We start from the raw sequence: 22,828 nt of genomic DNA on the forward strand, positions 1-22,828 counted from the left end.
ATTTAAAATCAGATTTATAATTTTTATCTCTGATTGACGGAGGGGTTTTGCCTTACAGGCTTAAAGATCATCATTTAAACCATATATTTAGCATAATAAATAAGTATTATGAAATTTATGGCGTTTCCAAAAAAAGCAAAAAATTTTCTAGAATTGAAATTGCATCAGATTTAATCTGGATAAACGGCAGATCACAAATGCCACCCAAAAAAGTCTTGTTTGAAGACCAACAGATAATTTCGGAAGATCTCAATAAAAAGATTGCTTTCGTTGGCATGCCCCTGTGTGATGTCTCGGCCATCCATCATTTAATTTACAAATTAAGAGATTCTGGATTAGTACCGGATCGAGATGATCTGTTGCTGATTGCATCTGAATGTAAGCCAGACGATGCTTGTTTTTGTGAATTTTTCGGTACTGATAAGCGATCAGGTTTTGATATTTATATTCAAAAAAATAGCAGTGGGTACGATGCATTCTCAGGGACAGCTGCTGGAGAAAAAATTTTAAAAAAATTAGCGCTAATGCCTGATCACAAATTAAACCTGCGCCCAGTTACCCATAAGTCCCTAAACAAATTGTCCAAGGAAGAAATAACAAAACTGATTGAAAAACGCGGCCAATTTGATGACTTATGGAACAAGATTGCAAATAACTGCTTTGGTTGTGGCGCCTGCACAGCTGTTTGCCCGCTTTGTTATTGTTTTAGACAAGAAGAGAAAAATAATTTAGATGGCAGCTGCAAATCTTGCATAAATTGGGATTCTTGCTTTGCAAAAGAATTTTCCGAAGTACAAAATAGAGCTGATTTACGGCCTCAAAATGTTGACCGGCTATATAATTGGTATCATCACAAATTTGTCCGCTCCCCTTATCTTTGCGTCGGATGTGGACGATGTATCAAGGCTTGCCCTGCAAATTTAAATATTAAAAATATTCTTTTATCAATTGAAAAGTTAGGCGAAAAAAGTGATGAATAGCCCTTTTTCATATCGTGAATATAAAATTACTAACAAAACTGAAGTTGCTCCAGATACATTTCTGTTTCGACTTAGAGGAAAATTGAAATTTGATCCAGGGCAATTTGTCCAGGTAAAATTTCCCCATATCGGAGAAGTGACTCTGGTTCCCTGCTCTAAAAAAGATGAAAAAACATATTTTGAACTTTGCGTTCGCAGAGCCGGAAATACGACCGAAAAAATATCTGAAAAGGTACCGGGTGATTCGATGTTTGTTCGAGGGCCATATGGGCACGGATGGCCAATCGGCAAAACATTGGAAAAAGATATTTTGCTGATTTCCGGCGGCATCGGAATCATCCCGCTTATGCCGCTTATGGATGAACTGGTGAAATATCGAGGTAATTTTGGGAAAATCTACTTTCTCGCCGGATTTAAAACTCCGCACCACGTCATGTTTGAACAGGATCTTTTGCGTTACAAAAAGAAAATAAGCTATTTCAAGGTTGCGGTCGAAAAAACCGACAGAGATTGGTGGGGTGAAAATTGTATGATCACCGACTTGATTAAAAACACAAATCTGAGTCCAAATATCAATGTATTTCTATGTGGTCCGGAAATTATGTTTCGCCCCTGCGTCGATGTTCTATTACAAAAAAAAATTAATCCGAAAAATATTTACGTTTCTTTCGAGCGAAGAATGGAATGCGGGATCGGTTTTTGCCAACATTGTACTATAGGCAAGTATAAAGTTTGTGAGGATGGCCCCATATTTACCTGGAGCAAAATAGCACCGGAGTTAGAAAAATGAATGCAATATTCCCCAAAAAAACACTAGGAATTTTTTCTCTCACTTGTTGCGAAGGTTGCCAATTTTCGCTGTTAAAGGACTTTGTTGGTTTTGAAAAAATCACAAGATTTTATGAAATAAAAAGTTTTCGCCTCGGGCAAGAAGAAAATGACGAATGCTTTTTTGATGTTTCGCTTGTTGAGGGAACACCCGAGTCAACTCGGGAACTTGAGCATTTGAAAAAGATAAGAAAAGTATCGAAAGCAGTTGTTTCAATTGGCGCTTGTGCACATTTAGGCGGTATTCAATCAGAGCGAAATCGCTTACCTAAAAAATACATCGGAAAAGAAAAAGTTAAAAAAATTAGTGACATAATAAAAGTAGATTTGGTTATTCCTGGCTGCCCGATTTCCCACAAGGAGGCAGTGGCCGCCCTTCTTGACACATATTGGGGCAAAAAATTTCGGCCGAAGGATTATGCCGTATGTTTCGAATGTAGAAAAAATGAAAATGAATGCTTGATAAAAAATGGCAGACCCTGCCTGGGCCCGATCACCCGGGGAGGATGTGATAGTGTTTGTATAAATGGTGGAGAATTGTGTCTTGGGTGCCGCGGTGCGTTAGATCAAACGAATTTTAATAAAATTAAAGAAATACTAAACCCGATGATCGGAGAAGACAAAACGAATAATCTCCTTACCATATATGGAGACCTGGAACAAGAATGGAAAGATCAGGACAGACAATGAAATTTGAAGAATTAAAGAAAATACTAGCAAGTAAAATAGAATTTAAAGATTTTGACGACCCTGATGTCGTAAAAATTAATGCCGGTATAGTAAGTAATCATAAATATAAAATTAAAAGCCACAATTCGAGTTTTTTTGTAAAAGAGATCAAAGACAACGAGGCAAATATTCTCAAAATATTAGATATGATTGATCTAGATTTCTATCCCAAAATCTTATATCTTGATCTACTCGATAAAAATATCCTCGTCTCCGAATTTATTGAGGGTGACGCACTGCAATCTTGGGAGATTCAGGACAATCTTCTGCTAGGTTTTACCCAAATGCAAAATTTGATGAATAATATTAGTTTCCTCAAAGAAAAAGAAATATTTGGTATTTCGAATTTTAGCGAAACTGATGGTGGTTTTTTCCGAAATCAAATAACAGAAAATTTTTTATATGGATTGGAAACACTTGATGACTTGTCAAAAACTAATTTGCCAATCGTAAAAAAACACTTCGAGTTGGTATCTTTTTTGAAGAAAGATAAGCAAAAAATATTTGATGATTTTTCAAACATGCCGTTTGCGAGGCAACATCACGATTTCAAGCAGGACAACATCATTGGAAATCCACAAAAATTGGTTGATTGGGGATCTTCTTATGGATATGGGCCATTTTTGTTTGATCTTGCTCCTTTTTTGTTAAACAATAAAAACCAATTAGAACTATACAAATCAAAATCAGATGTCTGCAAGGGCTTTACAGACCGCCAGATAAATCGCTGGCTTTATGTCGCCGCTGTAGCAAGATATATGGAAGATTTGAGATATAGAATTAGCGATAATGGATGGAATTCGTCTAAAGAAAAATGCGAACGCTTTCTTGAGAGCGAGTATGATAATTATCAGTCATTGCTTGATAAAATATAGCTAAAATTTCAGGAGATAGATCATGAGTTCATCAGTTCCCAAAATTGAAGGACACGCTACTTTTTACGCCCATCTTCGTGCCGGAAAAGTTGACAAGGCCAGAATTATTGGCCTTGATGGAGATCGGTTTGTTGAAAAAATATTATTCGGGCGCAGCTATATGGAAGTACCAGTAATTACCTCTCGCATCTGTGGTATATGCCCCGTAATTCACAATGTTACCTCAACCAAAGCTGTGGAAAATGCTCTCGATATCAAGGTTTCCGAACAAGTAGAAACACTGCGGAAACTAATGCTCTGTGGCCAGATGGTTCAGAGCCACTCGCTTCATCTATACCTTCTGGTTCTTCCCGATTTCATGGGAATGTCTTCCTCTTTCGAGCTTCAAAAAAAGCACCCGGATATTTTTGCCGATGCAGTTGCCCTAAAATCATATGCCGATAGTATTATTGAGATAATCGGAGGCAGGGCAGTTCATCCGGTTTCGAACGTACCTGGCGGTTTCAAAAAATTTCCGGAAATTTCTGAATTACGGAAATTACTGGAAGAAAGTAAAAAGATGACCGATCTTGGGATTAAAACATTAAAGCTTTTTCAGTCATTTAATTATCCTGAAATTTCCCGCAAGATAATTTACTCGGCGTTGTCTGACCTGAATGAATATGCTTTCTATGGCGGAGAAATCAAGACCACGAGCGGTGAGAATTTTAAAGCAAAAGATTATAAAAAATATATTTACGAAGAAATTCTGCCATATAATCGTGCGAAATTTGGAACGCTCAAGGGCAAAGAAATGATGGTTGGCGCAATTGCCCGGATTAATCTCAACAAGAAACAATTGGAAAAAGAAATTGGAAGTTTGAAGGAACTTGGTGTAGGTGAAGAGCTGTCCGATAATCCATTCGGTAACATAATTGCCCAAGCAATTGAAAACTATTATTTTATCGTAAAATCAGAAGCGATAATTGAAAAATTAATTAAAGAGGGTATTTCCGAAGAGTCAATAGTTGAACCAAAAAAAATTGATGAAGGAGTTGCTGCTTGCGAAGCACCGCGTGGAACGCTGTTTCACTACTACAAATTTGACAAAGAAGGTATGCTTGAAAAGTGTGATATTGTTACGCCAACCGTACAAAATCTGCCAGCATTGGAATATGACATGAAAAAACTCGGCCCCTTTCTCAAGGACTTGGACGAAACAGAGAGAACAGAAATGATTGAGATGCTTATTCGTTCATATGACCCATGCATCACTTGCGCCACACATTAATACAGAAATGAATAGCCCCAAAGGGGACCGTTCGGGTCGAATCTGAACCAATAGCAAATATACGAATTATTAGTAAATTAACCATCAGTATATTAGCAATCGATTTATGAATGCAATCATTGAAATCAAAAAACTGACAAAATATTATGGCAAAACCCTCGGGATTAAAAGCCTTGATTTGGATGTAATTGAAGGAGAAATATTTGGTTTTATCGGGCCAAATGGCGCTGGCAAATCTACAACGATCAGGCTTTTGCTAGATTTAATTCGGCCAACAGCGGGAAGTGCAAAAATTTTTGGCAAAGATATCCACCGCCATAGTGTGGAGCTTAAACAAGATATCGGCTATTTGCCAGGAGAAATATTTTTGCCGGAAAATCTCACCGGTAAAAGCTGTATTAATTATTTTAAATCCTTCAAGGAAACAATTGATGACAGATATCTTAAAGATTTAAAATCTCGTTTTGAATTTGATGATAAGAAAAAGATTTCCCAGTATTCCAAAGGCAATAAGCAAAAATTAGCAATAATTTTAGCCCTGATGCACAAGCCGAAACTCCTAATTCTAGACGAACCGACAAGCGGGCTCGACCCCTTAAACCAGCAAGAATTTTACAAGGTTATCACCGAAACAAAGGAGTGGAGAACAACAACTTTTTTCTCAACTCATATTTTGGATGAGGCTGAATTTCTTTGCGATCGAGTCGGAATCATTAAGGATGGCCGTCTGCTCCAGATTGAAGACATCGACAAATTTAAAGAAAAAAATATTCGTGAAATAAATCTGGAAACCACCGCAGATATTCCTCTTTCGGCCTTGAAAATTGATGGCGTCGAAAAGACGGAAAAAACTGATCATGGCTATCGCCTAATCACCAAGGGCCATAACGGCGAATTGATAAAAATCATTTCGAAATTTGCAATCGATGACATTAAAATATCCGAACCATCGCTTGAAGAAATATTTATGCATTTTTACGAAAAATAACTAATAGCTAGAAACTAAAATGTAAAATCTAAGGATGGGTCGTTAAATAATTGTTTTGATAAAATATGGTTTTAAGTTTTAACATTTAAGTTATTACATGGATAATATGATCGCAATAATGTACAGAAAATTTATTGACCAAGCGATTTCACTTCTATATTATTTTGGCGGCCTACTCGCCTACTCCTGGATGATGATCGCCATGTTTCCAACAATGAAGACGGCAGATCTGGCCGGTATTTACAACCAATTTCCCAAAGAATTTCTAAAGTTTTTTGGCGCCAACGGGATTGAAAGCATGGGAACGGTAGAAGGTTTTTTATCTATAGAATTTCTTTCGCTGTTTTTTATACTAATTATCGCTTTTTATATCGGCTCGTCCGCCGGATCAACCATAGCTGGCGCAATCGAAAAAAGGACAATGGATTTTCAGCTATCACAGCCAATTTCTCGGGCTAAGCTTTTACTCAGTGAGACAATCGTCGGGCTCCTCAACACTGCACTTTTGGTATTTGCCACTTCAGGCAGTATCTATATTCTTGCAAAGGCATACGATGTTTCAATGAGCACTCGGGGAATCTTCGTTTTTGCTTTTGTGGCGATAATATTCTTATGGGCATTTTACGGGTTAGCAGTTTTGATTTCTTCCATCTTGCGCAGCAAAATCACCGTTGCCTCGATAACGGTATCTATTATCATGGGCTTGTATATATTGAATGCTCTTTCGAAAATCGTGGATAAACTGGCAAAGATCGAAAAATACACATTGTTTAATATGTATAATCCACAAAAACTTTTGACCGATCACATCATAAACTGGCACCAGATCGAATTCTTGCTTTTAGTTCTTGTGGTTGGAATAATTAGTTCAATATTGATATTTAATAATAAAGATATCTAGCTATTTGGTTAACGAGATCGGCGATTCGTATAAAATTTATCCGTTCGCCATATTTTATGGTTTCCTAGAAACGAAAACTAATCCGATCGGGTAGGTTTTTGGAAACTTAGGTTGTTTTTCAAGAAGTTCGGCGGTTACTTCCGGCTCTAACATTTTTTCAACCACAAACCCCGCTTTAATCAAAGAATTAAAATAATCAGAAATCGGCCGTTGATAATGTTCAATCTCGTAAACCTTTTGGTATTTTTGAGCAACATCAACATCCCGAATCTTACTGTTGTCCATTGTAAATTTCGAGTATCCCCTACTAAAATACCCTTTCGATCCCCGAATGGTCCTCTCTTTCCCGTCGGCTTGTCCCCGCAAATAGGTAACGAGATCCCATACAGGGTGAGTGATTGCAAACAAAAACCGTCCTCCGTTTTTCAAGGTTTTAAAAGCCTGGGACGTAACAAAGTCAATCTCTTCGAGTTCGTTCAGCAAGAAACCTGAAAAAATTACATCTACGGAATTCGGTTTTATTTTCCAGGGTTTGGTAACATCTTGTTCAATAAATTCGGCTATATTGGTCTGAACTCTTTTTCTCGCAAAATCCAAATTATGGGGAGATATGTCGATTAGAATTAGTCGATCTGGGTTCTGACCCTCAATTTGCGAACTGAAATAACCGTTGCCGCACCCCAAATCAACCACCGTCTTCCCGTTTAACGTTCCAATCTCAGATAATAATTGCGGGTTGAGCACATATTGTTTGTAGACCCCGCCATTATCTCCGGTCGCTTCGTTCCAAAAACTCGCAAATTCAGGATCTAAATATGCAGAAATCGCATTATTCTGTGTCATGGTGGTCCATTTCTTTATGGGTTTTTATAAATTTTAAGTTCTCTTTTGCTTCGGTTTCGGAGATTTTTGAAAGTGCCCTGCCGTCGTGCATCAAAATCCAATCCCCGACTTTAGGATTTTGAACTAGAGAAATATCGGCCTTGTATTCTTCACCCTCATAATCAAAAAGGGCAATTGCCCCTTTGATTTCTTTGATTTTTCCAGGTATTGCTAAACACATGGTCACTACACTCCAAATCAAAAATCAAAATTTAAAAATCAAAAAATTGGAATTATTTATTTTGAATTTGTTACCCGCTCCACCATATCCACAAGCCTCTCTGAGTATCCCCACTCGTTGTCATACCAGGCAATTATTTTAACAAGATCTCCACCGATCACGCATGTTAATGGTAGGTCGACTATCGATGAATATGGATTTTGTTTAAGGTCGCTTGATACCAGCGGCTCTTCTGAAACCTGAATTATTCCTTTGTGGCTGCCATCTGCAGCCTTTTTAAGTGCTTCATTAATATCATCGACTGAAACTTTTTTGGAAAGAACCGCAACGATATCAGAGAGCGAAACCACCGGGGATGGAACACGGATCGATAAGCCGTCAAATTTATTCTTAAGCTTGGGTATTGTCAAAGTCGCTGCTATTGCCGCACCTGTCGTAGTCGGAACAATATTTTGGGCTGCAGCGCGAGCCCGGCGCAGGTCTTTATGCGGACCGTCAACCAAATTTTGGTCAGCCGTATAGGAATGAATCGTTGTCATCATTGATTTTTCAACGCCAAATTCATCCTCAATCACCTTCATCACCGGCGCGATACAATTGGTTGTACAGGAAGCATTTGAGACAATACTCTCGTCATCGTATTTATCAGCATTAGCGCCGATCACGAAAGTCGGAACCGAATCATCCTTTGCCGGCGCGGACAAAACAACTTTTTTGGCGCCGGCTTCCAAATGGGCTTTTGCCAAATCATTAGTCAAAAATATACCGGTCGACTCGATGACAACATCGATATCAAGTACTTTCCATGGCAAAGCTCCCGGATTTTTCTCCGAAAGGTAATGGATTTTCTTGTTATTGACGATAATCTCATTATCAGAAAAGCCAACTTCCCGGTCGTAAATACCGTAGCATGTGTCGTATTTTAAAAGATGGGCTTGGGTTTCTGCCGGGCACAGGTCATTTAAAGCGACAAGCTCAACATTCGGCCGGTCCAAAATTATCTTCGCCGCCGCCCGGCCGATCCGTCCAAAGCCATTAATTGCTACTCGCAGCATCCACCTCCTTCGGGATAACAACGTCACCTTTAAAACTTTTATTTGCTGCCCAAATGCGGCAGATTTCGACAAATACACTTGCTCTAAGGCTGGCACTGCCAACCAAGACTCCATCAATCAACGGCGATTTAGCAAAATTTAATATTTTTTCATGGTCTATGCTGCCACCATACAAAATTGGGCTTTCTCGGAATATCACTTCGCGAAGTTTGGCCACTGCTTTTTCTGCATGTTCGACCGGTGCGGCATTGTGATTGCCAATTGCCCATACGGGCTCGTAAGCCACAACAATATCCTTGTATTTGTTTTTTGGAACATGAGTCAAGGCCTCTTCAAGCTGGTCGGCAGCATCGGACAGGGGGGCGCTTTTCGTTTTCTCGCCAACACAAATGATTGGAGACAATCCGTGTTTTAAGGCTGCTAACACTTTTTCATTAACATCAAAATCTGTCTCGCCAAAATGAGCCCGGCGTTCCGAATGTCCGACAATTACGTATTTGCAAACATCGCGAATCATAATCGGCGAGATTTCACCGGTGTAAGGACCCTCATCTTCATAAAACATATTTTGGGCCCCTAGGTTAACCTTTCCGTCTCTTTTCAAAATTTCTGATAGTTCAGAAAGCCAGATCACTGGCGGGCAGACCACGACCTCGACTCCATCAAGACTGGCAACAGAGTTTCTGATTGAGGTCGCTAAAATATACGCATCAGATGCCCGCGTATACATCTTCCAGTTCGCAACAACCATCGGCCGTCTCATATTCCCTCGCTTTAAGAACTTATTTCACTCTTACATTATTATATAGCTTAATAATCATCTTTGCCAATTTAGTATTATCGTGGTACAAAGGCTTTTTTTCATCAACCAAATCCGCTCTAGAGATTTTCACTCCAGATATTTTCTCGTTTTCTGTTGTGATATTATAGACTTCACCAAGTTTTGATGATTGTTTTGACTTCTTTATTACATGGCTATTTACTAAGCAATAATCAAAAATTTTGCCTGGGGCATGTTTTTTTATTGCTGCAATGTGATCAGAGACAGAGTAATTTTCTGTCTCTCCTCTCTCGGTTGAAATGTTTGCAATATATATTTTCAGCGCTATTTTGTTAGATAATATGGCTTTTTTAATTCCAGGTATCAACAGGTTTGGAATTACACTAGTATACAAACTCCCTGGTCCCAAAAGGATCAAATCTGCCTCATTAATCGCCTGGACCGCTTTTTCATACGCCCTCACTTTGTCTTTATTTAAAAAGACAATATTAATTTTTTTTCCAGCTTGTGGAATCTTATCTTCCCCCAAAATTTTTTTTCCGCCAGCATACACAGCACCAATTTTAATATTATCCAGTGTGGCTGGTAAAATTTTTCCCGCCGTGCGAAAAATCGTGGAGGTTGCCTCTATTGCCTGTTCGAATGATCCTAGATGCTTAGTTAGGGCTGCAATCCAAATATTTCCAAGCGTATGGTTTGATAAGGATTTATTTTTCCCAGGAAATCGATATTCCAATATTTTGGATAATATTTCTCCATCTTCCGCCAACGCTGAAATACATTTACGGATATCTCCTGGTGGCAAAATATCAAATTCTTTCCTGATTACTCCCGTGGAAGAGCCGTCATCAGTCACAGCCACAATTGCTGAAATGTTATTAGAATATTTTTTAAGCCCGGATAATAAAACGGATAAACCCGTGCCACCACCGATTGCGGCAATTTTAATATCACTTCCAGCAAGAAGACGAGGGTCGTTAGGCTCGTAAACGAGATTTCTCCACCATGTTTTGAAAAAGCTTTCTCTCATTTTATCATCCCTTTAGCATGTAAGTCTCGATAATAAGAAATTGCAAATCTGTGTGCCTCATCACGCAATGCAACAATGTTGTTTTTGATTCCGGGGGTCTTTTCGATATAGCTTTTTACATCATGATTCTGAAAGTGTAGCTCGTCTTTGTCACGCTTTGGCCCCTTTGAAATTGAAATAATCGGGGCATGCAAACCTGATTCCGTAAGGACTTTCAGTGCAGCCTTAAGATGTGTTTCCCCGCCATCAATCACTACCAAATCAGGATCACCCCATTTGTTATTCATTCTGCGCCGTAGAATTTCTGCCATCATCGCGATGTCGTTAGCACCATTCACATTTTTGATTTTAAATTTTCGATATTCTTCCGGCGCTTTTTTACCAGAGATAAATACACTCATCGCGCCGACCGCATAGCTGCCAGAAATATTGGAAATATCGAAACATTCCATTCTTTTGAAATATACTTTGGTGCTATCAAACACATCATCCCGAATTCCCAGCGCCACATCTCGTAAATGGTCAAGGGCAGCAACCTGATTTCGTGTTAACGCTGCAACCTCATATCGCTTCTGCCGACTCAATTCTTTCATTTCTTTGTAAAGGGCTTGCTCAACCTCGGCTTTCTTCCCACGGAGAAAATTTTTAAGATATGTGATGTTTTTGTTATATTGTTTTTTATCTACCCAATCGGCGCAGGGCGCAGTGCAAACACGAATGTCACCATATATACAAGCACGGCATTTCTTGGCCTGCAGATTATATTTCGTTTTTGAACAATCGCGATAAGGAAAGATTTTCCTCAAATATCGCAATGATTTTTTAAGTTCCATTCCATTTGGATAGGGGCCAAATAATCTGCCCGCTTTTTTCTCGCGAGCAAACTCTTCGTGCGGTATATCTTTAATTCTTCTCAATCCAACGCATGGAAATTCTTCTTTTGTGAAATGAATTACAAAAAACGATTTATCATCCTTGAACTGAATATTATATCTTGGCTTAATTTTTTTAATCAGCTCGGCTTCAAGAATTACCGCCTCAATCTCACTTTCGGTTTCTTTGAAAATTATTTTTCTTGCGTTTGAAACCATTAGATCAATTGACGGACCACGGCCAATCTCTTTTAAAAAATATGATTTTATCCTACTTTTTAAATTTTTGGCTTTGCCCACATACAAAATATCCCCGTCGGCATTCTGAAACTGATATACCCCCGGGGATTTTGGCGCGTAAATTATATAATCCTGTAAACTCTTCATTTCAATTGCTTAATATATTTCACAACCTCATCTATTTTTATAATTTTCTTTTCTGTTTTTTTGCGATTTGCTATCTCAACTCCACCGGATTTGAAAGATCGCTCAGAAACAACAATGGTTATCGGACAACCAATCAGATCTGCGTCGGCAAACTTTTCGCCGGCAGTGATTTCTTCTCTATCGTCATACAACACTTCAATTCCAGCGTCAAGAAGCTCCTTGTAAATCTTCTCTGTTTCCTCATTTTTGTTTAAAGAGATTAAATTGACACTGAATGGCGCAATGTTTTTCGGCCAGATGATCCCATAATCATCGTGAAATAATTCTACAGCCGTGCCCAAAAGGCGTGTTAGACCAATGCCGTAACAACCCATTATCATTGCCACTTCTTTACCCTCAGAGTTCAGAACTTTAGCATTCATTTGGGATGAATATTTATTTGAAAGAGGAAAAATATTACCAACTTCAATTGAATTGGCCATAACAATTTTACCATCGCATTTCGGGCATTTATCACCCTCAGATACTTTCGCAATTTCTCTGTTTTGGGCAAAATCACACTTGTTGCAATAAAAGATTGTATCTTCACCGGAAGTCGCCAAAGCTTGAAATTCATGCGAAAATTCTGAGAATACTCCACCGCTAGCCTCGACCAATTTGGTCTCAATTCCACATCGGGAAAAAGCTCTAAAATACGCTTTGATCACTTCTTGATAGTACTTTTCAAAATCTGCTTCATCAATATGAAAGCTATACATATCTTTCATAATAAATTCTCGCCCACGAAGGAGACCTGACTTAGCTCTCGGCTCATTCCTGAACTTGGTTTGTATTTGATAAAGAGATATTGGCAAATCTTTGTATGAAGAAATATGATGCCTCACAATGTCGATGATCTGTTCTTCATGAGTTGCGCCAAGACCGATCTCCTTATTTCTTGAGTCCTTAAACTGATACATCACTTCAGACATCTTACTCCAGCGACCAGTTTCTTCCCATAATTCTCTTGGCTGAAGCACATTCATTAGAAGCTCTTGTCCCTCAACCTTATTCATTTCATCTCGAATAATATTTTCAATTTTAGAATAAACACTGAAACCAAGCGGAAGAAGTGCATACGCCCCCGCCATGTGTTTTTCAACAAAACCACCGCGAGCTAAAAGAGAGGCATTTATCGAATCAGAATCAGCCGGAGTTTCCTTATAAGTTTTGATAAGGCTTTTAGATCTTTTCATTCCCCGCTACTTTCTTATTAAATGTATTATATCACCATACGTGATCAATGCGATTAGAAGAAGCAAAAACACAAAGCCAACCGAGTGAATAATGTTTTCGACATACTCGCGAATTAATCTCCGACGAGCAACCATTTCAATTAAAATAAAAAGTATTCTGCCCCCATCAAGTGCAGGTATGGGCAAGATGTTCAAAATTGCCAGATTAATAGAAAGCAATGCAACAAATTGAAGAAGGGCAAGGATTCCCATTCTTACAAACAAACCGGTATAAGTATAAATTGCGACAGGGCCACCAACTCCTTCGCCAGCTTGTCCTGTAGTAAATAAATTATGCAAGTAATTTCCCAAAAACTCAAACGTAAAAATACCGATACGATATTCTTCGCGAGCCGCAACCCAGGGAGCATCATACAGCGGTACTCTGATTATGCTTCTCTCAATCAGTCCAACTCCCAAAGGTGCATCGGAAGATCCGGACAGAGAAACCTCTTGTTTATTTATCGCCCCATCTCTTTCGTATACTACAGTAACCTTTTGGCCATAATAAGCTTGAGTAAAATTGGTTAGATCTGAGAAACTTCCCACATTTTGAGTGGTGTTGCTAGAATCAATTTCTTTAATTATATCCCCGGCAGCCAAACCAGCAGACTTAGCTGGAGAATTATTTTCGAAATCGGCAATGATTATTTGATTAGATAGTCTTTTGCCAGGGACTTGATCCGAAGGAGAGATAACGGGAGACATGCCCACAGAAAAACCGACAACCAAAAGAACCCATGCCAGTACAATATTCATCAATATTCCAGCAAGAGAGATAATTAACCTTTTATAAGCCGGTTGATTTTCCAGTGCGCGCTTGCTTTTACTCTCCTCCAACTCACCGAGCATTTTTACATAACCGCCGAGAAAAAAGAAGGTATTTATAGTATATGTCGTCTCGCCCTTCTTTATCGAAAAAAGTCTCGGTGGAAAACCAAAAGCAAATTCTTCAACTTTCACTCCGGCTTTTTTTGCAGCGATAAAATGCCCGAATTCATGTGACAGAACAAGAAGCGCCAGAATTATAATAAATGTTACAATGGTCAATATCATCTAATTAGATCTTCATTACTTCAGATTCTTTTTCAGTGATCATTAAATCAACTTCTTTATTTTTCCGCTCTATTAGCTCATTCAGATCTTTTTCTGCTTGATATTTATCATCCTCAGTCGCTTCATTATTTTTAATAAGGCCCTGAACACGCGACCAAGCATCGCCACGAATTGTGCGAAGTGACACCTTGGCTTCTTCTCCGGTTTTTTTAACCTGTTTGGAAAGTTCGATTCTGCGTTCTTCTGTAATTGGTGGCAAACTCAAGCGGACAAACGTTCCATCGTTTACTGGAGTTAGGCCAAGGTCTGCATTTCTGATTGCGGTTTCAATATCTCCAAGAGAATTTCGATCAAAGGGTTTGATTTGAATTAGGCTTGCTTCAGGAACAGAAATGCTAGCCAACTCTTTGAGCGAAGTATTCATGCCATAATACGAAACTAGAATATCTTCAACCAACGAACCTTGCGCTCGGCCCGTGCGAATTTTTGTAAGATCGGATTTCAGGTTTACGATAGATGCTGACATTTTTACATCGGCATCTTTCAAAATATCTGCAATCATCAGCCTCCTTATTAATTCAATAAAATTTTATCACTTTAGTTGCCGAGTTCATAGCGGGTAAATCGTGAGATAACTATATTTTCTCCGATTTTGGCAATCAAATCATTGAGAAGATTTCCAATTGTTTTGTCCGGATCTTTAATAAATGGCTGAGACAAAAGGCAAATCTCTTCGAAATACTTTCCCATTTTACCATCAACAATTTTGGCCGCTATTTCTTCCGGTTTACCAGAGGCTTTTACTTCTTCCATGAAAATCGCTTTTTCTCTGTCAGCTTCTTCGGCTGGGACTGCATCGGAATTTACATATTTTGGATTCATTGCCGCGATATGAAGAGCAACATCATGAACGAATGTTTTAAATTCATCGTTTCTAGCGACAAAATCAGTTTCTGTGAGAACCTCAAGGATCACCCCGATTTTTGCATCATGGCAGTAGCACTCAATAATCCCCGATTTTGTTTCGCGTTCTGCTTTTTTAGCTGCCTTTGACATTCCTTTTTTGCGCAATATCTCGATTGCCAAATCCTCATCCCCACCAGCTTCAATAAGAGCTGATTTAACTTCCATCATTGGAAGACCAGTTTTGGCTCTGAGTTCTGCAATTTCTTTAGCTGTAATATTTGCCATGTTCCTCCAAAAAATTAATTTTTATCGTTAGCCACCGCCCCTTTGTTTTCTTTGATCGTTTTTGCAAATAAATTTACAAATAGGGCAATGGATTTTGTGGCATCGTCGTTAGCTGGAATAGGATAGTCGACTAGATTCGGATCAGCATTGGTATCTACTATACCAATTGTCGTAACCCCAGATTGAGTTGCTTCTTTTATGGCATTTTTTTCATCATGAACCCCAACCAGGATGATTACGTCAGGCTGTTTGGAAAGGCCGACAAGTCCTCCGACCAATCTCTCGCCTTTTTCAATTTCTTTTGTAAGTTTTACTTTGTCGCGTTTTTTCATCTCTGCAAATTCTGGGCTCGATACGATCAATCTGGCTCTTTCCAATTTCTTGAAAGCTTTCTGAACTGTGTTGAAATTTGTTAACATTCCACCCAGCCAACGAGAAACAATGTAAGGCATACCACAATCCTGAGCGCCTTTTTTGACAATCTCTTGGGCCTGTTTTTTGGTACCAACAAATAGGACCGTTTTCCCTTCTTTGGCCGCTTCAGCTAAAAAATTCATCGCGTCGGAAAGCTGTGATTGCGTTTTTTCCAGATCAATAACATGGACACCAGATTTGGCGCCAAAAATAAATTTGTCCATTTTGGGGTGCCAACGACTGGTTTTGTGCCCAAAATGAACGCCTGCTTCGAGCATCTCTCGAAGTGTTGGTGTGGTAACCATAAACGATTCTCCTTTTTAACCTCCGCCTTACGATTTACCTCGGCCCGAAGATTTCGGGACGGGCAAAGGATTTTTTAATCTCGGCTCGCCCAAAGGACGAGACGGATGAGAAAGGCGTGTGAATTTATTAACAATTAATTACTTTTAAGACATTATCATATTTTTTGGATAATTTCAATATTTAACCCGAACAATCCCTTGACATAATTTAAAAATATTGTTAAAGTCGTTTTTGTCGGTTTCGCGGGAGATCGAAACCTGACGGGGCGAGGGTTCAAGGAGTCCGCTCCAGTCTCCCGCCTAATGGTGGCGAAGCGAAAGCTTATTGCCGAGAGGCAATCGCAAGTAACCAATCTTGCCGCCATCCCAAACATTAAACCGCCCATGGGCGGTTAAGCTTGCCTCTTTGGAGGCAGGGTACGTAGCTCAGTTGGATAGAGCGTCTCCCTGATAAGGAGAAGGCCGGGGGTTCAATCCCCTCCGTACCCACCACCCTTCCCTCTCTGCGCCTCGCGCAGAGAGGGTTTCCCGTTTTTAGGCTTGATTTTAAGTCAATATTCTGTTAATATAATTTCGTTATGAAAAAAGTCATTCATCCAACTTATTATCCTGAGGCTAAGGTCACATGTGCATGTGGTGCAACTTTTACTATGGGATCAACCGAAAAAGAGATTCATGTAGAAATCTGCTCCGCCTGTCACCCATACTTTACCGGCAAAGAAAAACTGGTTGATACCGCTGGCCGCGTCGATAAATTTAAAGAGCGAATGGAAGCAGCCAAGAAGTTCAAAGAAACTAAAGAACTGAAGAACAAAAGAACCGAAGAACCAAAAGAGAATACTTCCAAAAACGAAAAATCTGAAGATAAATAGCTCAATTTGAGATACAATGAAACCAGCGAGAATTTTCAAGCTGGTTTTTCATTATCTAACATAAGCCCAATAAGTCTTATTAGAATTTTTATGAACGATAAACTACAAAAAATTTTAGATCGTTATTACAAACTCGATAATAAACTCAAGGATCCGGCGTTATCGTCAAATCCCGAGGAATTGGCTCACGTCGCTAAAGAAAAAGCTGAGATCGAAGATGATGCCAAAAAAATCGAGCGTTATTTTCAAATTGAAAAAAATATTGAAGAAAATAAAGAAATAATTCGCGATAATGATCCCGAACTTTCTGAAATCGCAGAGTCCGAGCTCGATGATTTAACAGCGGAAAAATCTAATCTGGAACAAGATTTGAAGCGTCTCCTCGTTCCGGAAGATCCAATGGACAAAAAAAACGTCATCATCGAAATTCGCCCGGCAGCCGGTGGTGATGAGTCAGAGCTTTTCGCTGCTAAGATTTTTCGGATGTACTCTCGCTACGCTGAGCGCCAGGGTTGGAAAATGGAAATTTTAAATTCATCAATGAGTGGGATTGGGGGCATTAAGGACCTTTCATTTGAAATTAAAGGCGACAAGGTCTATTCGAAAATGAAATACGAATCAGGTGTTCATCGAGTCCAGAGAGTACCAGAAACTGAAAAAGCCGGCAGAATTCATACCTCAACAGTTACCGTGGCGGTACTTCCGGAAGCTGAGGAAGCTGATATTGAAATAAAACCCGAGGACCTTCGAATCGATGTTTTTCGATCCTCCGGCCCTGGCGGCCAATCGGTAAATACAACTGATTCCGCCGTTCGAATCACGCATACACCAACCGGGCTTGTGGTTACCTGCCAAGATGAAAAATCGCAATTGAAAAATAAGGCAAAAGCCCTGAACATCTTACGCTCTCGGCTTCTTTCGGCTGAAGAAGAAAGGTTATCCAAAGAAAGGGGAGATGCTCGCCGTTCGCAGATCGGCACCGGAGATAGATCGGAAAAAATCCGCACTTATAACTTCCCCCAAGATCGCATTACCGATCACCGGATCAATATGTCCTGGCATTCATTGCCAAAAATTATGGATGGTGATATTGAGCCGATAATTACTGCCCTCATTGCGGAAGACCAAGCACGAAAATTACAATCTGAATCTAATGAATCTTAAAACCGCTTTTTTGCGCGCCAAAAATGAACTCAATGCAATAGGCATTAAAACAGCCGAACTCGATGCCAAAGTTTTGCTTTTGCAGGTTATCGAAGAAAATGATGTTTATCTTTTGAAAAATCCCCTTTTCCCTTTAACCAACTCGCAATATTCAAAATTCCGCCGATGTATTCGCCGGCGAAAGTCTGGCGAACCGGTCGCCTATATTCTCGGCCATAAAGAATTTTTTGGTTTTGATTTTAAGGTAAACAAAAATGTCCTCATTCCACGACCGGAAACCGAACTCATCGTCGAGCAAGCAATCGAGTTTATAAAGCATAAAGTCCAAAAATTCGAAGGCAAATTAAACATCATCGATATTGGCACCGGTTCCGGCTGCATTATAATTTCAATCGCAAATTCTCTACGGACTATGGGCTATGGACTACGTGCTAAATTGTATGCAAGTGATATTTCTGATAAAGCACTGCGAGTCGCCAGACTGAATGCCAAGAAGAATGGGGTTAATAAACAAATTAAATTTTTCCGTTCGGACCTATTTTCGAATGGAAAATTGCCAAAAAAATTCGATTTAATTTTAGCAAATCTGCCTTACCTAAAATCGAATTATAAAAATCTGGATTCCGAACCAAAAATCGCACTCGACGGAGGAAGGAATGGATTGAAAATTGTCAGCTCATTAATTGAGCTTTTGCCGGAAAAATTAAACCGCAGCGGCATTGCCCTCCTAGAGATTGACAACGATCAACCAGAAAAAATTAAAAAAAACGTTGGTAATATTCCAAATTTAAAATTTGAAGAAGTAAAATCCATTCCTCATTGGCACGGCACGATAAAAATTTCAAGAAATTGAAAAATCCGCCATCGGGCGGATTTTTCATATACTTGTGATAATTTGCGTAAAGGATTATGCACGCTACTCTGATTATCTTATTGTGATTGCTGAAGTACTACCTTCACATCTTTTTCATCACCCTTAGAGAGAATACGAAGTGTAATCGTGTCTCCGATTTTGTATTGCTGGATAAGGTTTACAAGGCTATGATCAACATCAACTTTTTCTCCGTTTATCTCTAGAATAATATCGTTTTCAACAATTCCTGCTTTATCTGCCGGCGATCCTGGCACAACAGCAACTTGTCCAAGGCCATTACCCCGAATTACGAGTGCCCCATAATCAACGGACAAATTATTCTGTTGTGCAATATCTTTGGTAATTTGAATATATCTTACTCCAAGATACGGACGAACAATTTTTCCGGTAGCCTTGATGCTGTCGATAGCCGTTTTTGCTACATTGATCGGAATAGCAAAACCGATTCCTTGTGCATTTGATGCTACCGCCGTATTTATTCCGATAACCTGGCCAGCCAAATTGACTAACGGCCCACCAGAATTTCCGGGGTTAATCGCGGCATCGGTTTGTAAAAGCCCGGTTAAATCTTCAGATGTCGTTCCCGTGGAATCTGATGCCTGAACTGATCGATTTACTCCCGAAATTACCCCTTGGGTAACAGTATTCTGATATTGCCCCAGAGCATTTCCTACCGCTACAACCCATTGCCCAACAACCAATTGGTCCGAGTCGCCAAGTTCCACTACCGGCAAATTATTAGCGTCGATTTTGACTACAGCCAAATCCTGCGTAGGATCGAGTGATTGAACTGTTGCGTCAAATGATCTACCATCGGCCAGAACAACGGTGTATTGGGTATTGGTATCAGAAACGACATGCTTATTAGTGAGAATCAATCCGTCATTCGTGATGATGAAGCCCGTTCCGGCGCCCTGTGATTGAACAGTTTGGCCAAATAAATTCTGATAAGTTGATTTAGATACGATTGAAACCACCGAAGGAGAGACCTTTTTGCTCGCATCGATCACCGCATTGGATTCCTGTAGTACTAATTTCTGGGTGGTGGTTGTTCCAATTGATAGATTGCCAACATTTTTTACCCCAAGCTTGTTGGCGATTGCGCCATTGTTTGTAAATAATACAACGATTGCAAACATGCCTCCTATTATTCCCAAAACAAACGCTGTGATTACAACAAATACTGATAAAACAAGGGCCTTGCTTTTTCTTTTGGGTGTAACACTTGGCATTTCCGGGCTACCAAAATTGCTATCTTCTATTTTTATTTCTTGAGGAGACATCAATCCTCCATACTTAATTCTATATACAAACTAAAATTATACTTTAGATATTCAGTAAGTTCAATGTACGATTAAATTCTACCCCTAATATACTGAGAATTCCCTTAAAAAATTAAGAGCTTTTGCGAATAAAATTTTTAAGCTTTAACTCATCATCTTTAAGCTCACGCTCTAGTACCACCCAGCCATTTTTATCCAGATTCACATTTGGCACGATATGCAACTTTCCGTCATCTGCAACAATCCGGACCTTTCTTATGTCAACTTTTTGAATCACGCCTTCGACATCACCGGTCTTAACCCTGAATCCAACCTCAAAATCTTCATCTTTAGCTAAAAAGACGCCGGAAATAATATCCGAAGTCAAGGTTGTGGCACCATTCGCCAAAGCTAAACCAAGAACTAGAAGCGATCCTGAGATGGTGATTGCGATTGAAGTAAAACCAAGCGCTCTTGCCATTTCTCCAAATAATAATACCCAGAATATAATTGTTAGCATCGAAATAATTATTCCGGATAATGCTTTTGGCACCTTAGTATATTTCAAAGTGTTTTTTAAAACCGAAAGCACAATGCGTATAATTATGTAACCTATTACCAAGCCAAGCACTACAAAAGGAAGCTTGGGCAGATAATTCAAGATGGGATCCCAAAATCTCGTAACGATATAATTCATTTGCTCTCCAATCTCTCAGTAATTAATTTATTTATGATCTGCGGATTGGCTTTTCCACCCATTTCGCGCATAACAAGACCAACAAAAAAACCTAAAAGTTTTTTCTCACCAGTTCGATATCGCTCAGCCTCGGCCGGATTCTCTGAAATTATCTTGTCAACAATTTTTCCAACTGAGTCTTCGTCGGAAACTTGTTCGAGGCCTTCGGCCTTAATAATTTCAGCTGCAGTTGTACCGCTTTCAACCATTTTAGAGAAAATGTTCTTTGCAGTGTTGTACGAAATTTTTCCTGATTTTATAAAAGAAAGAAGGTCACCAAGATGTGTTATTGGAACCCGTTTTTTGTACTCTTCATATGTGAGCTTTTTGTTGGCAATTTCCCGGCTGACTTCTTCGGTCACCCAGAGAGCCAATGCTTTTTCTAATTTTTCCGCATCCTTAAGATAAGTCGCATGATCAATATTTGAGACAATTTTATCAGCAATGTTTTCTGGAATTTCAGATTCATTAAGATGTGCTTTGAGTGTTGCGGGTGTATGCCCAATAGATTTTTTAATTGTTTCAACCGCATCGTTCGGGGTTTTGACCGGTGGTAAATCAGGTTCTGGAAAATATCGATAGTCGGCAGCTTCCTCTTTGCGGCGTTGTTCGAAAGTAATATCTTTTTTGCTGTCATAACCTCGAGTGATCTTCGATTTTTTTTCCGGCCAATTTTGGTAATCGTCTTCCAATCTTTTTGCTTCGATCAGAAGCGCCCTTTCAATAAATTTGAACGAATTAATATTCTTGAGTTCAACTATTGGCGACATCTTTCCATTTTCATCCTTCACATCAATATTGGCATCGCAGCGCAAATGTCCCTTTTCCATCGATGCCTCGGAAACTCCGAGATATTTTACGAGAAGAACAAGTTCCTGCAAAAATTTTTTTGCTTCCGCCGGCGAGGTAATGTCCGGCTCGGTCACTATTTCCATAAGGGGTGTGCCGGCGCGGTTAAGGTCAACATAACTTGCACCATTTTTATGTATTAATTTGCCGGCATCTTCCTCGAGATGAATGCGGTTTAATCTAATTTTGTGCCCGTCAATTTCAAGATGTCCCCCAATGCAAAAAGGTTGATCGTACTGGCTAACCTGAAAACCTTTTGGCAAATCCGGGTAGAAATAGTGTTTTCGGTCAAATTTTGAAAGGGGATTGATTTTGCAATTCATAGCCAGGCCAGTCTTGATAGTCCACTCTATTGCTTGCTTATTCGCAACAGGCAACGCGCCTGGCATGCCAAGGCAGACTGGACAAACATTGGAGTTTGGCTCGGCAGATTCCGAATTATTGTCACATTCACAGAACATTTTGCTTTTCGTCGCAAGCTGTACATGAATTTCTAATCCGATTGTAGTTTTAAACTTAGGCATTATCTTCCTTCGGAATCGTTAACATTATCTTCTTTGTATCGTGTCGCTTGTTCAGAACTGGTTCTCCAATCACCCTGTCCTGTGGTCACGGTCTTTGGTGTATCATGTTCACCAGCCAAATATCCGGGCAATGCATCTTCAACATGATCCCTTAAATAAGTGGCATTTCTCATATCTCTCCATGAATGGTAGTATTTTGGAATGATCCCTTGATTTATCACGGATGAGGCATAATTCAAATATTGATCACTGGGCTTTAACTCAAGACTGGAAGCAAGATAGTCTTTCACCTGTTCGATGGAATTTGGGTCATAAGGGTCTAGTGAAGAAATACCAAGAATATTTGAAATGATAATCAATCGGACCAATGGACTTGATTGCTCTAAACCGGCAATAATATCATCGATCGTTTTTTCTTCGTTTCTATGTAAATGTTCACGTATAATTTGCGGAAACTGATCTGAAAAAAGTGAGACCTTTTCAACAGCGTTTTCTGTTTCACCTGGAGGGATAGCTCCAATTCCTTCAGATTTCATTATGTAAACCTC

The 22,828-nt window shown here is 39.4% G+C and carries 25 protein-coding genes and 1 tRNA gene; 11 read left to right on the forward strand and 15 right to left on the reverse strand.

Annotation, left to right across the window (positions count from 1 at the left end; translation table 11 throughout):
* The first annotated feature begins 47 nt into the window (after positions 1-47).
* From WC080_01645 to WC080_01675, 7 genes are all read left to right on the forward strand, one after another.
* A complete protein-coding gene (locus tag WC080_01645) occupies positions 48-980 on the forward strand; it encodes a 4Fe-4S dicluster domain-containing protein (protein ID MFA7243972.1) in 933 nt (310 codons plus the stop codon).
* Complete coding sequence (locus WC080_01650; protein MFA7243973.1) at positions 973-1,770, forward strand: FAD/NAD(P)-binding protein; 798 nt, start codon at positions 973-975, stop codon at positions 1,768-1,770. Before WC080_01645 ends, WC080_01650 begins: the two co-directional genes overlap by 8 nt.
* Positions 1,767-2,498 carry a hypothetical protein gene (locus WC080_01655; GenBank protein MFA7243974.1) on the forward strand — a complete coding sequence of 244 codons (732 nt, stop codon included), beginning with the start codon at positions 1,767-1,769 and terminating at the stop codon, positions 2,496-2,498. Before WC080_01650 ends, WC080_01655 begins: the two co-directional genes overlap by 4 nt.
* Positions 2,474-3,412: a hypothetical protein gene (locus tag WC080_01660; GenBank protein ID MFA7243975.1), complete on the forward strand. Its 939-nt coding sequence runs from the start codon at positions 2,474-2,476 to the stop codon at positions 3,410-3,412. The genes WC080_01655 and WC080_01660 overlap by 25 nt, the downstream gene beginning before the upstream one ends.
* A gap of 22 nt (positions 3,413-3,434) precedes the next feature.
* A complete protein-coding gene (locus WC080_01665) occupies positions 3,435-4,682 on the forward strand; it encodes a Ni/Fe hydrogenase subunit alpha (GenBank protein ID MFA7243976.1) in 1,248 nt (415 codons plus the stop codon).
* 106 nt (positions 4,683-4,788) lie between these two features.
* The gene (locus WC080_01670; GenBank protein ID MFA7243977.1) at positions 4,789-5,670 is read left to right on the forward strand and encodes an ABC transporter ATP-binding protein; all 882 of its coding nucleotides are present in this window, start codon (positions 4,789-4,791) and stop codon (positions 5,668-5,670) included.
* Positions 5,671-5,767: 97 nt separating this feature from the next.
* Entirely contained in the window at positions 5,768-6,571 is an 804-nt protein-coding gene (locus tag WC080_01675; GenBank protein MFA7243978.1) for an ABC transporter permease subunit, read from the forward strand.
* A 54-nt stretch (positions 6,572-6,625) separates the two neighbouring features.
* On the opposite strand, the gene WC080_01680 is transcribed toward WC080_01675, so the two are convergent.
* From WC080_01680 to rpsB, 11 genes are read right to left on the reverse strand one after another with little or no spacing between them, the layout of a single operon-like run.
* Positions 6,626-7,414: a class I SAM-dependent methyltransferase gene (locus WC080_01680; GenBank protein ID MFA7243979.1), complete on the reverse strand. Its 789-nt coding sequence runs from the start codon at positions 7,412-7,414 to the stop codon at positions 6,626-6,628.
* Complete coding sequence (locus WC080_01685) at positions 7,401-7,634, reverse strand: HypC/HybG/HupF family hydrogenase formation chaperone (protein MFA7243980.1); 234 nt, start codon at positions 7,632-7,634, stop codon at positions 7,401-7,403. The genes WC080_01680 and WC080_01685 overlap by 14 nt, the downstream gene beginning before the upstream one ends.
* A 56-nt stretch (positions 7,635-7,690) precedes the next feature.
* A complete protein-coding gene (gene gap / locus WC080_01690) occupies positions 7,691-8,689 on the reverse strand; it encodes a type I glyceraldehyde-3-phosphate dehydrogenase (GenBank protein ID MFA7243981.1) in 999 nt (332 codons plus the stop codon).
* The gene (gene tpiA, locus WC080_01695) at positions 8,670-9,452 is read right to left on the reverse strand and encodes a triose-phosphate isomerase (GenBank protein MFA7243982.1); all 783 of its coding nucleotides are present in this window, start codon (positions 9,450-9,452) and stop codon (positions 8,670-8,672) included. The genes gap and tpiA overlap by 20 nt, the downstream gene beginning before the upstream one ends.
* A gap of 19 nt (positions 9,453-9,471) precedes the next feature.
* Positions 9,472-10,500: a gluconeogenesis factor YvcK family protein gene (locus WC080_01700; protein MFA7243983.1), complete on the reverse strand. Its 1,029-nt coding sequence runs from the start codon at positions 10,498-10,500 to the stop codon at positions 9,472-9,474.
* The gene (locus WC080_01705; GenBank protein MFA7243984.1) at positions 10,497-11,759 is read right to left on the reverse strand and encodes a GIY-YIG nuclease family protein; all 1,263 of its coding nucleotides are present in this window, start codon (positions 11,757-11,759) and stop codon (positions 10,497-10,499) included. The genes WC080_01700 and WC080_01705 overlap by 4 nt, the downstream gene beginning before the upstream one ends.
* Entirely contained in the window at positions 11,756-12,994 is a 1,239-nt protein-coding gene (locus WC080_01710) for an aminoacyl--tRNA ligase-related protein (GenBank protein ID MFA7243985.1), read from the reverse strand. The genes WC080_01705 and WC080_01710 overlap by 4 nt, the downstream gene beginning before the upstream one ends.
* Positions 12,995-13,000: 6 nt before the next feature.
* Complete coding sequence (locus WC080_01715) at positions 13,001-14,089, reverse strand: site-2 protease family protein (GenBank protein MFA7243986.1); 1,089 nt, start codon at positions 14,087-14,089, stop codon at positions 13,001-13,003.
* A 4-nt stretch (positions 14,090-14,093) separates the two neighbouring features.
* On the reverse strand, positions 14,094-14,651 hold the full coding sequence (frr, locus tag WC080_01720) for a ribosome recycling factor (GenBank protein MFA7243987.1): 558 nt from the start codon (positions 14,649-14,651) through the stop codon (positions 14,094-14,096).
* Between the two features lie 35 nt (positions 14,652-14,686).
* Positions 14,687-15,280 carry a translation elongation factor Ts gene (locus WC080_01725; GenBank protein ID MFA7243988.1) on the reverse strand — a complete coding sequence of 198 codons (594 nt, stop codon included), beginning with the start codon at positions 15,278-15,280 and terminating at the stop codon, positions 14,687-14,689.
* A 14-nt stretch (positions 15,281-15,294) separates the two neighbouring features.
* A complete protein-coding gene (rpsB, locus tag WC080_01730; GenBank protein MFA7243989.1) occupies positions 15,295-15,999 on the reverse strand; it encodes a 30S ribosomal protein S2 in 705 nt (234 codons plus the stop codon).
* Between the two features lie 415 nt (positions 16,000-16,414).
* Here rpsB and WC080_01735 point away from each other — a divergent pair.
* The 4 genes from WC080_01735 (at position 16,415) to prmC (ending at position 18,888) form a co-directional block, all read left to right on the forward strand.
* Positions 16,415-16,491: transfer RNA gene (locus WC080_01735), tRNA-Ile, on the forward strand.
* Positions 16,492-16,577: 86 nt separating this feature from the next.
* A complete protein-coding gene (gene rpmE / locus WC080_01740) occupies positions 16,578-16,871 on the forward strand; it encodes a 50S ribosomal protein L31 (protein MFA7243990.1) in 294 nt (97 codons plus the stop codon).
* 90 nt (positions 16,872-16,961) lie between these two features.
* Positions 16,962-18,035, forward strand: a complete 1,074-nt coding sequence (gene prfA, locus WC080_01745; GenBank protein ID MFA7243991.1) for a peptide chain release factor 1 — start codon at positions 16,962-16,964, stop codon at positions 18,033-18,035.
* Positions 18,025-18,888, forward strand: coding sequence for a peptide chain release factor N(5)-glutamine methyltransferase (gene prmC / locus WC080_01750; protein MFA7243992.1), 864 nt, complete (start codon positions 18,025-18,027; stop codon positions 18,886-18,888). Before prfA ends, prmC begins: the two co-directional genes overlap by 11 nt.
* 77 nt (positions 18,889-18,965) lie before the next feature.
* Here prmC and WC080_01755 read toward each other — a convergent pair whose 3' ends face one another.
* The 4 genes from WC080_01755 to WC080_01770 form a co-directional block, all read right to left on the reverse strand.
* On the reverse strand, positions 18,966-20,192 hold the full coding sequence (locus WC080_01755) for a trypsin-like peptidase domain-containing protein (protein ID MFA7243993.1): 1,227 nt from the start codon (positions 20,190-20,192) through the stop codon (positions 18,966-18,968).
* A 112-nt stretch (positions 20,193-20,304) separates the two neighbouring features.
* A complete protein-coding gene (locus tag WC080_01760) occupies positions 20,305-20,868 on the reverse strand; it encodes a mechanosensitive ion channel domain-containing protein (protein MFA7243994.1) in 564 nt (187 codons plus the stop codon).
* Positions 20,865-22,280, reverse strand: coding sequence for an Asp-tRNA(Asn)/Glu-tRNA(Gln) amidotransferase subunit GatB (gene gatB, locus WC080_01765; GenBank protein ID MFA7243995.1), 1,416 nt, complete (start codon positions 22,278-22,280; stop codon positions 20,865-20,867). The genes WC080_01760 and gatB overlap by 4 nt, the downstream gene beginning before the upstream one ends.
* Complete coding sequence (locus WC080_01770; GenBank protein MFA7243996.1) at positions 22,280-22,816, reverse strand: hypothetical protein; 537 nt, start codon at positions 22,814-22,816, stop codon at positions 22,280-22,282. The genes gatB and WC080_01770 overlap by 1 nt, the downstream gene beginning before the upstream one ends.
* Positions 22,817-22,828 lie beyond the last annotated feature (12 nt).

It is taken from the genome of Patescibacteria group bacterium (assembly GCA_041674405.1).
In the GTDB taxonomy this organism is placed as follows: Bacteria; Patescibacteriota; UBA1384; order XYA2-FULL-43-10; family XYA2-FULL-43-10; genus JBAYVT01.

What these genes read in the sequence shown, in the direction of transcription:
- WC080_01665 (MFA7243976.1), top strand. Translation starts at nt 3,435, where the DNA reads ATGAGTTCATCAGTTCCCAAAATTGAAGGACACGCTACTTTTTACGCC.
- WC080_01680 (MFA7243979.1), bottom strand. Translation starts at nt 7,414, where the DNA reads ATGACACAGAATAATGCGATTTCTGCATATTTAGATCCTGAATTTGCG.
- WC080_01755 (MFA7243993.1), bottom strand. Translation starts at nt 20,192, where the DNA reads ATGTCTCCTCAAGAAATAAAAATAGAAGATAGCAATTTTGGTAGCCCG.
- prmC (MFA7243992.1), top strand. Translation starts at nt 18,025, where the DNA reads ATGAATCTTAAAACCGCTTTTTTGCGCGCCAAAAATGAACTCAATGCA.
- WC080_01760 (MFA7243994.1), bottom strand. Translation starts at nt 20,868, where the DNA reads ATGAATTATATCGTTACGAGATTTTGGGATCCCATCTTGAATTATCTG.
- WC080_01650 (MFA7243973.1), top strand. Translation starts at nt 973, where the DNA reads ATGAATAGCCCTTTTTCATATCGTGAATATAAAATTACTAACAAAACT.
- frr (MFA7243987.1), bottom strand. Translation starts at nt 14,651, where the DNA reads ATGATTGCAGATATTTTGAAAGATGCCGATGTAAAAATGTCAGCATCT.
- prfA (MFA7243991.1), top strand. Translation starts at nt 16,962, where the DNA reads ATGAACGATAAACTACAAAAAATTTTAGATCGTTATTACAAACTCGAT.
- WC080_01710 (MFA7243985.1), bottom strand. Translation starts at nt 12,994, where the DNA reads ATGAAAAGATCTAAAAGCCTTATCAAAACTTATAAGGAAACTCCGGCT.
- rpsB (MFA7243989.1), bottom strand. Translation starts at nt 15,999, where the DNA reads ATGGTTACCACACCAACACTTCGAGAGATGCTCGAAGCAGGCGTTCAT.
- WC080_01770 (MFA7243996.1), bottom strand. Translation starts at nt 22,816, where the DNA reads ATGAAATCTGAAGGAATTGGAGCTATCCCTCCAGGTGAAACAGAAAAC.
- WC080_01725 (MFA7243988.1), bottom strand. Translation starts at nt 15,280, where the DNA reads ATGGCAAATATTACAGCTAAAGAAATTGCAGAACTCAGAGCCAAAACT.
- tpiA (MFA7243982.1), bottom strand. Translation starts at nt 9,452, where the DNA reads ATGAGACGGCCGATGGTTGTTGCGAACTGGAAGATGTATACGCGGGCA.
- WC080_01670 (MFA7243977.1), top strand. Translation starts at nt 4,789, where the DNA reads ATGAATGCAATCATTGAAATCAAAAAACTGACAAAATATTATGGCAAA.
- gatB (MFA7243995.1), bottom strand. Translation starts at nt 22,280, where the DNA reads ATGCCTAAGTTTAAAACTACAATCGGATTAGAAATTCATGTACAGCTT.
- WC080_01675 (MFA7243978.1), top strand. Translation starts at nt 5,768, where the DNA reads ATGGATAATATGATCGCAATAATGTACAGAAAATTTATTGACCAAGCG.
- WC080_01700 (MFA7243983.1), bottom strand. Translation starts at nt 10,500, where the DNA reads ATGAGAGAAAGCTTTTTCAAAACATGGTGGAGAAATCTCGTTTACGAG.
- gap (MFA7243981.1), bottom strand. Translation starts at nt 8,689, where the DNA reads ATGCTGCGAGTAGCAATTAATGGCTTTGGACGGATCGGCCGGGCGGCG.
- WC080_01685 (MFA7243980.1), bottom strand. Translation starts at nt 7,634, where the DNA reads ATGTGTTTAGCAATACCTGGAAAAATCAAAGAAATCAAAGGGGCAATT.
- WC080_01655 (MFA7243974.1), top strand. Translation starts at nt 1,767, where the DNA reads ATGAATGCAATATTCCCCAAAAAAACACTAGGAATTTTTTCTCTCACT.
- WC080_01715 (MFA7243986.1), bottom strand. Translation starts at nt 14,089, where the DNA reads ATGATATTGACCATTGTAACATTTATTATAATTCTGGCGCTTCTTGTT.
- rpmE (MFA7243990.1), top strand. Translation starts at nt 16,578, where the DNA reads ATGAAAAAAGTCATTCATCCAACTTATTATCCTGAGGCTAAGGTCACA.
- WC080_01660 (MFA7243975.1), top strand. Translation starts at nt 2,474, where the DNA reads ATGGAAAGATCAGGACAGACAATGAAATTTGAAGAATTAAAGAAAATA.
- WC080_01705 (MFA7243984.1), bottom strand. Translation starts at nt 11,759, where the DNA reads ATGAAGAGTTTACAGGATTATATAATTTACGCGCCAAAATCCCCGGGG.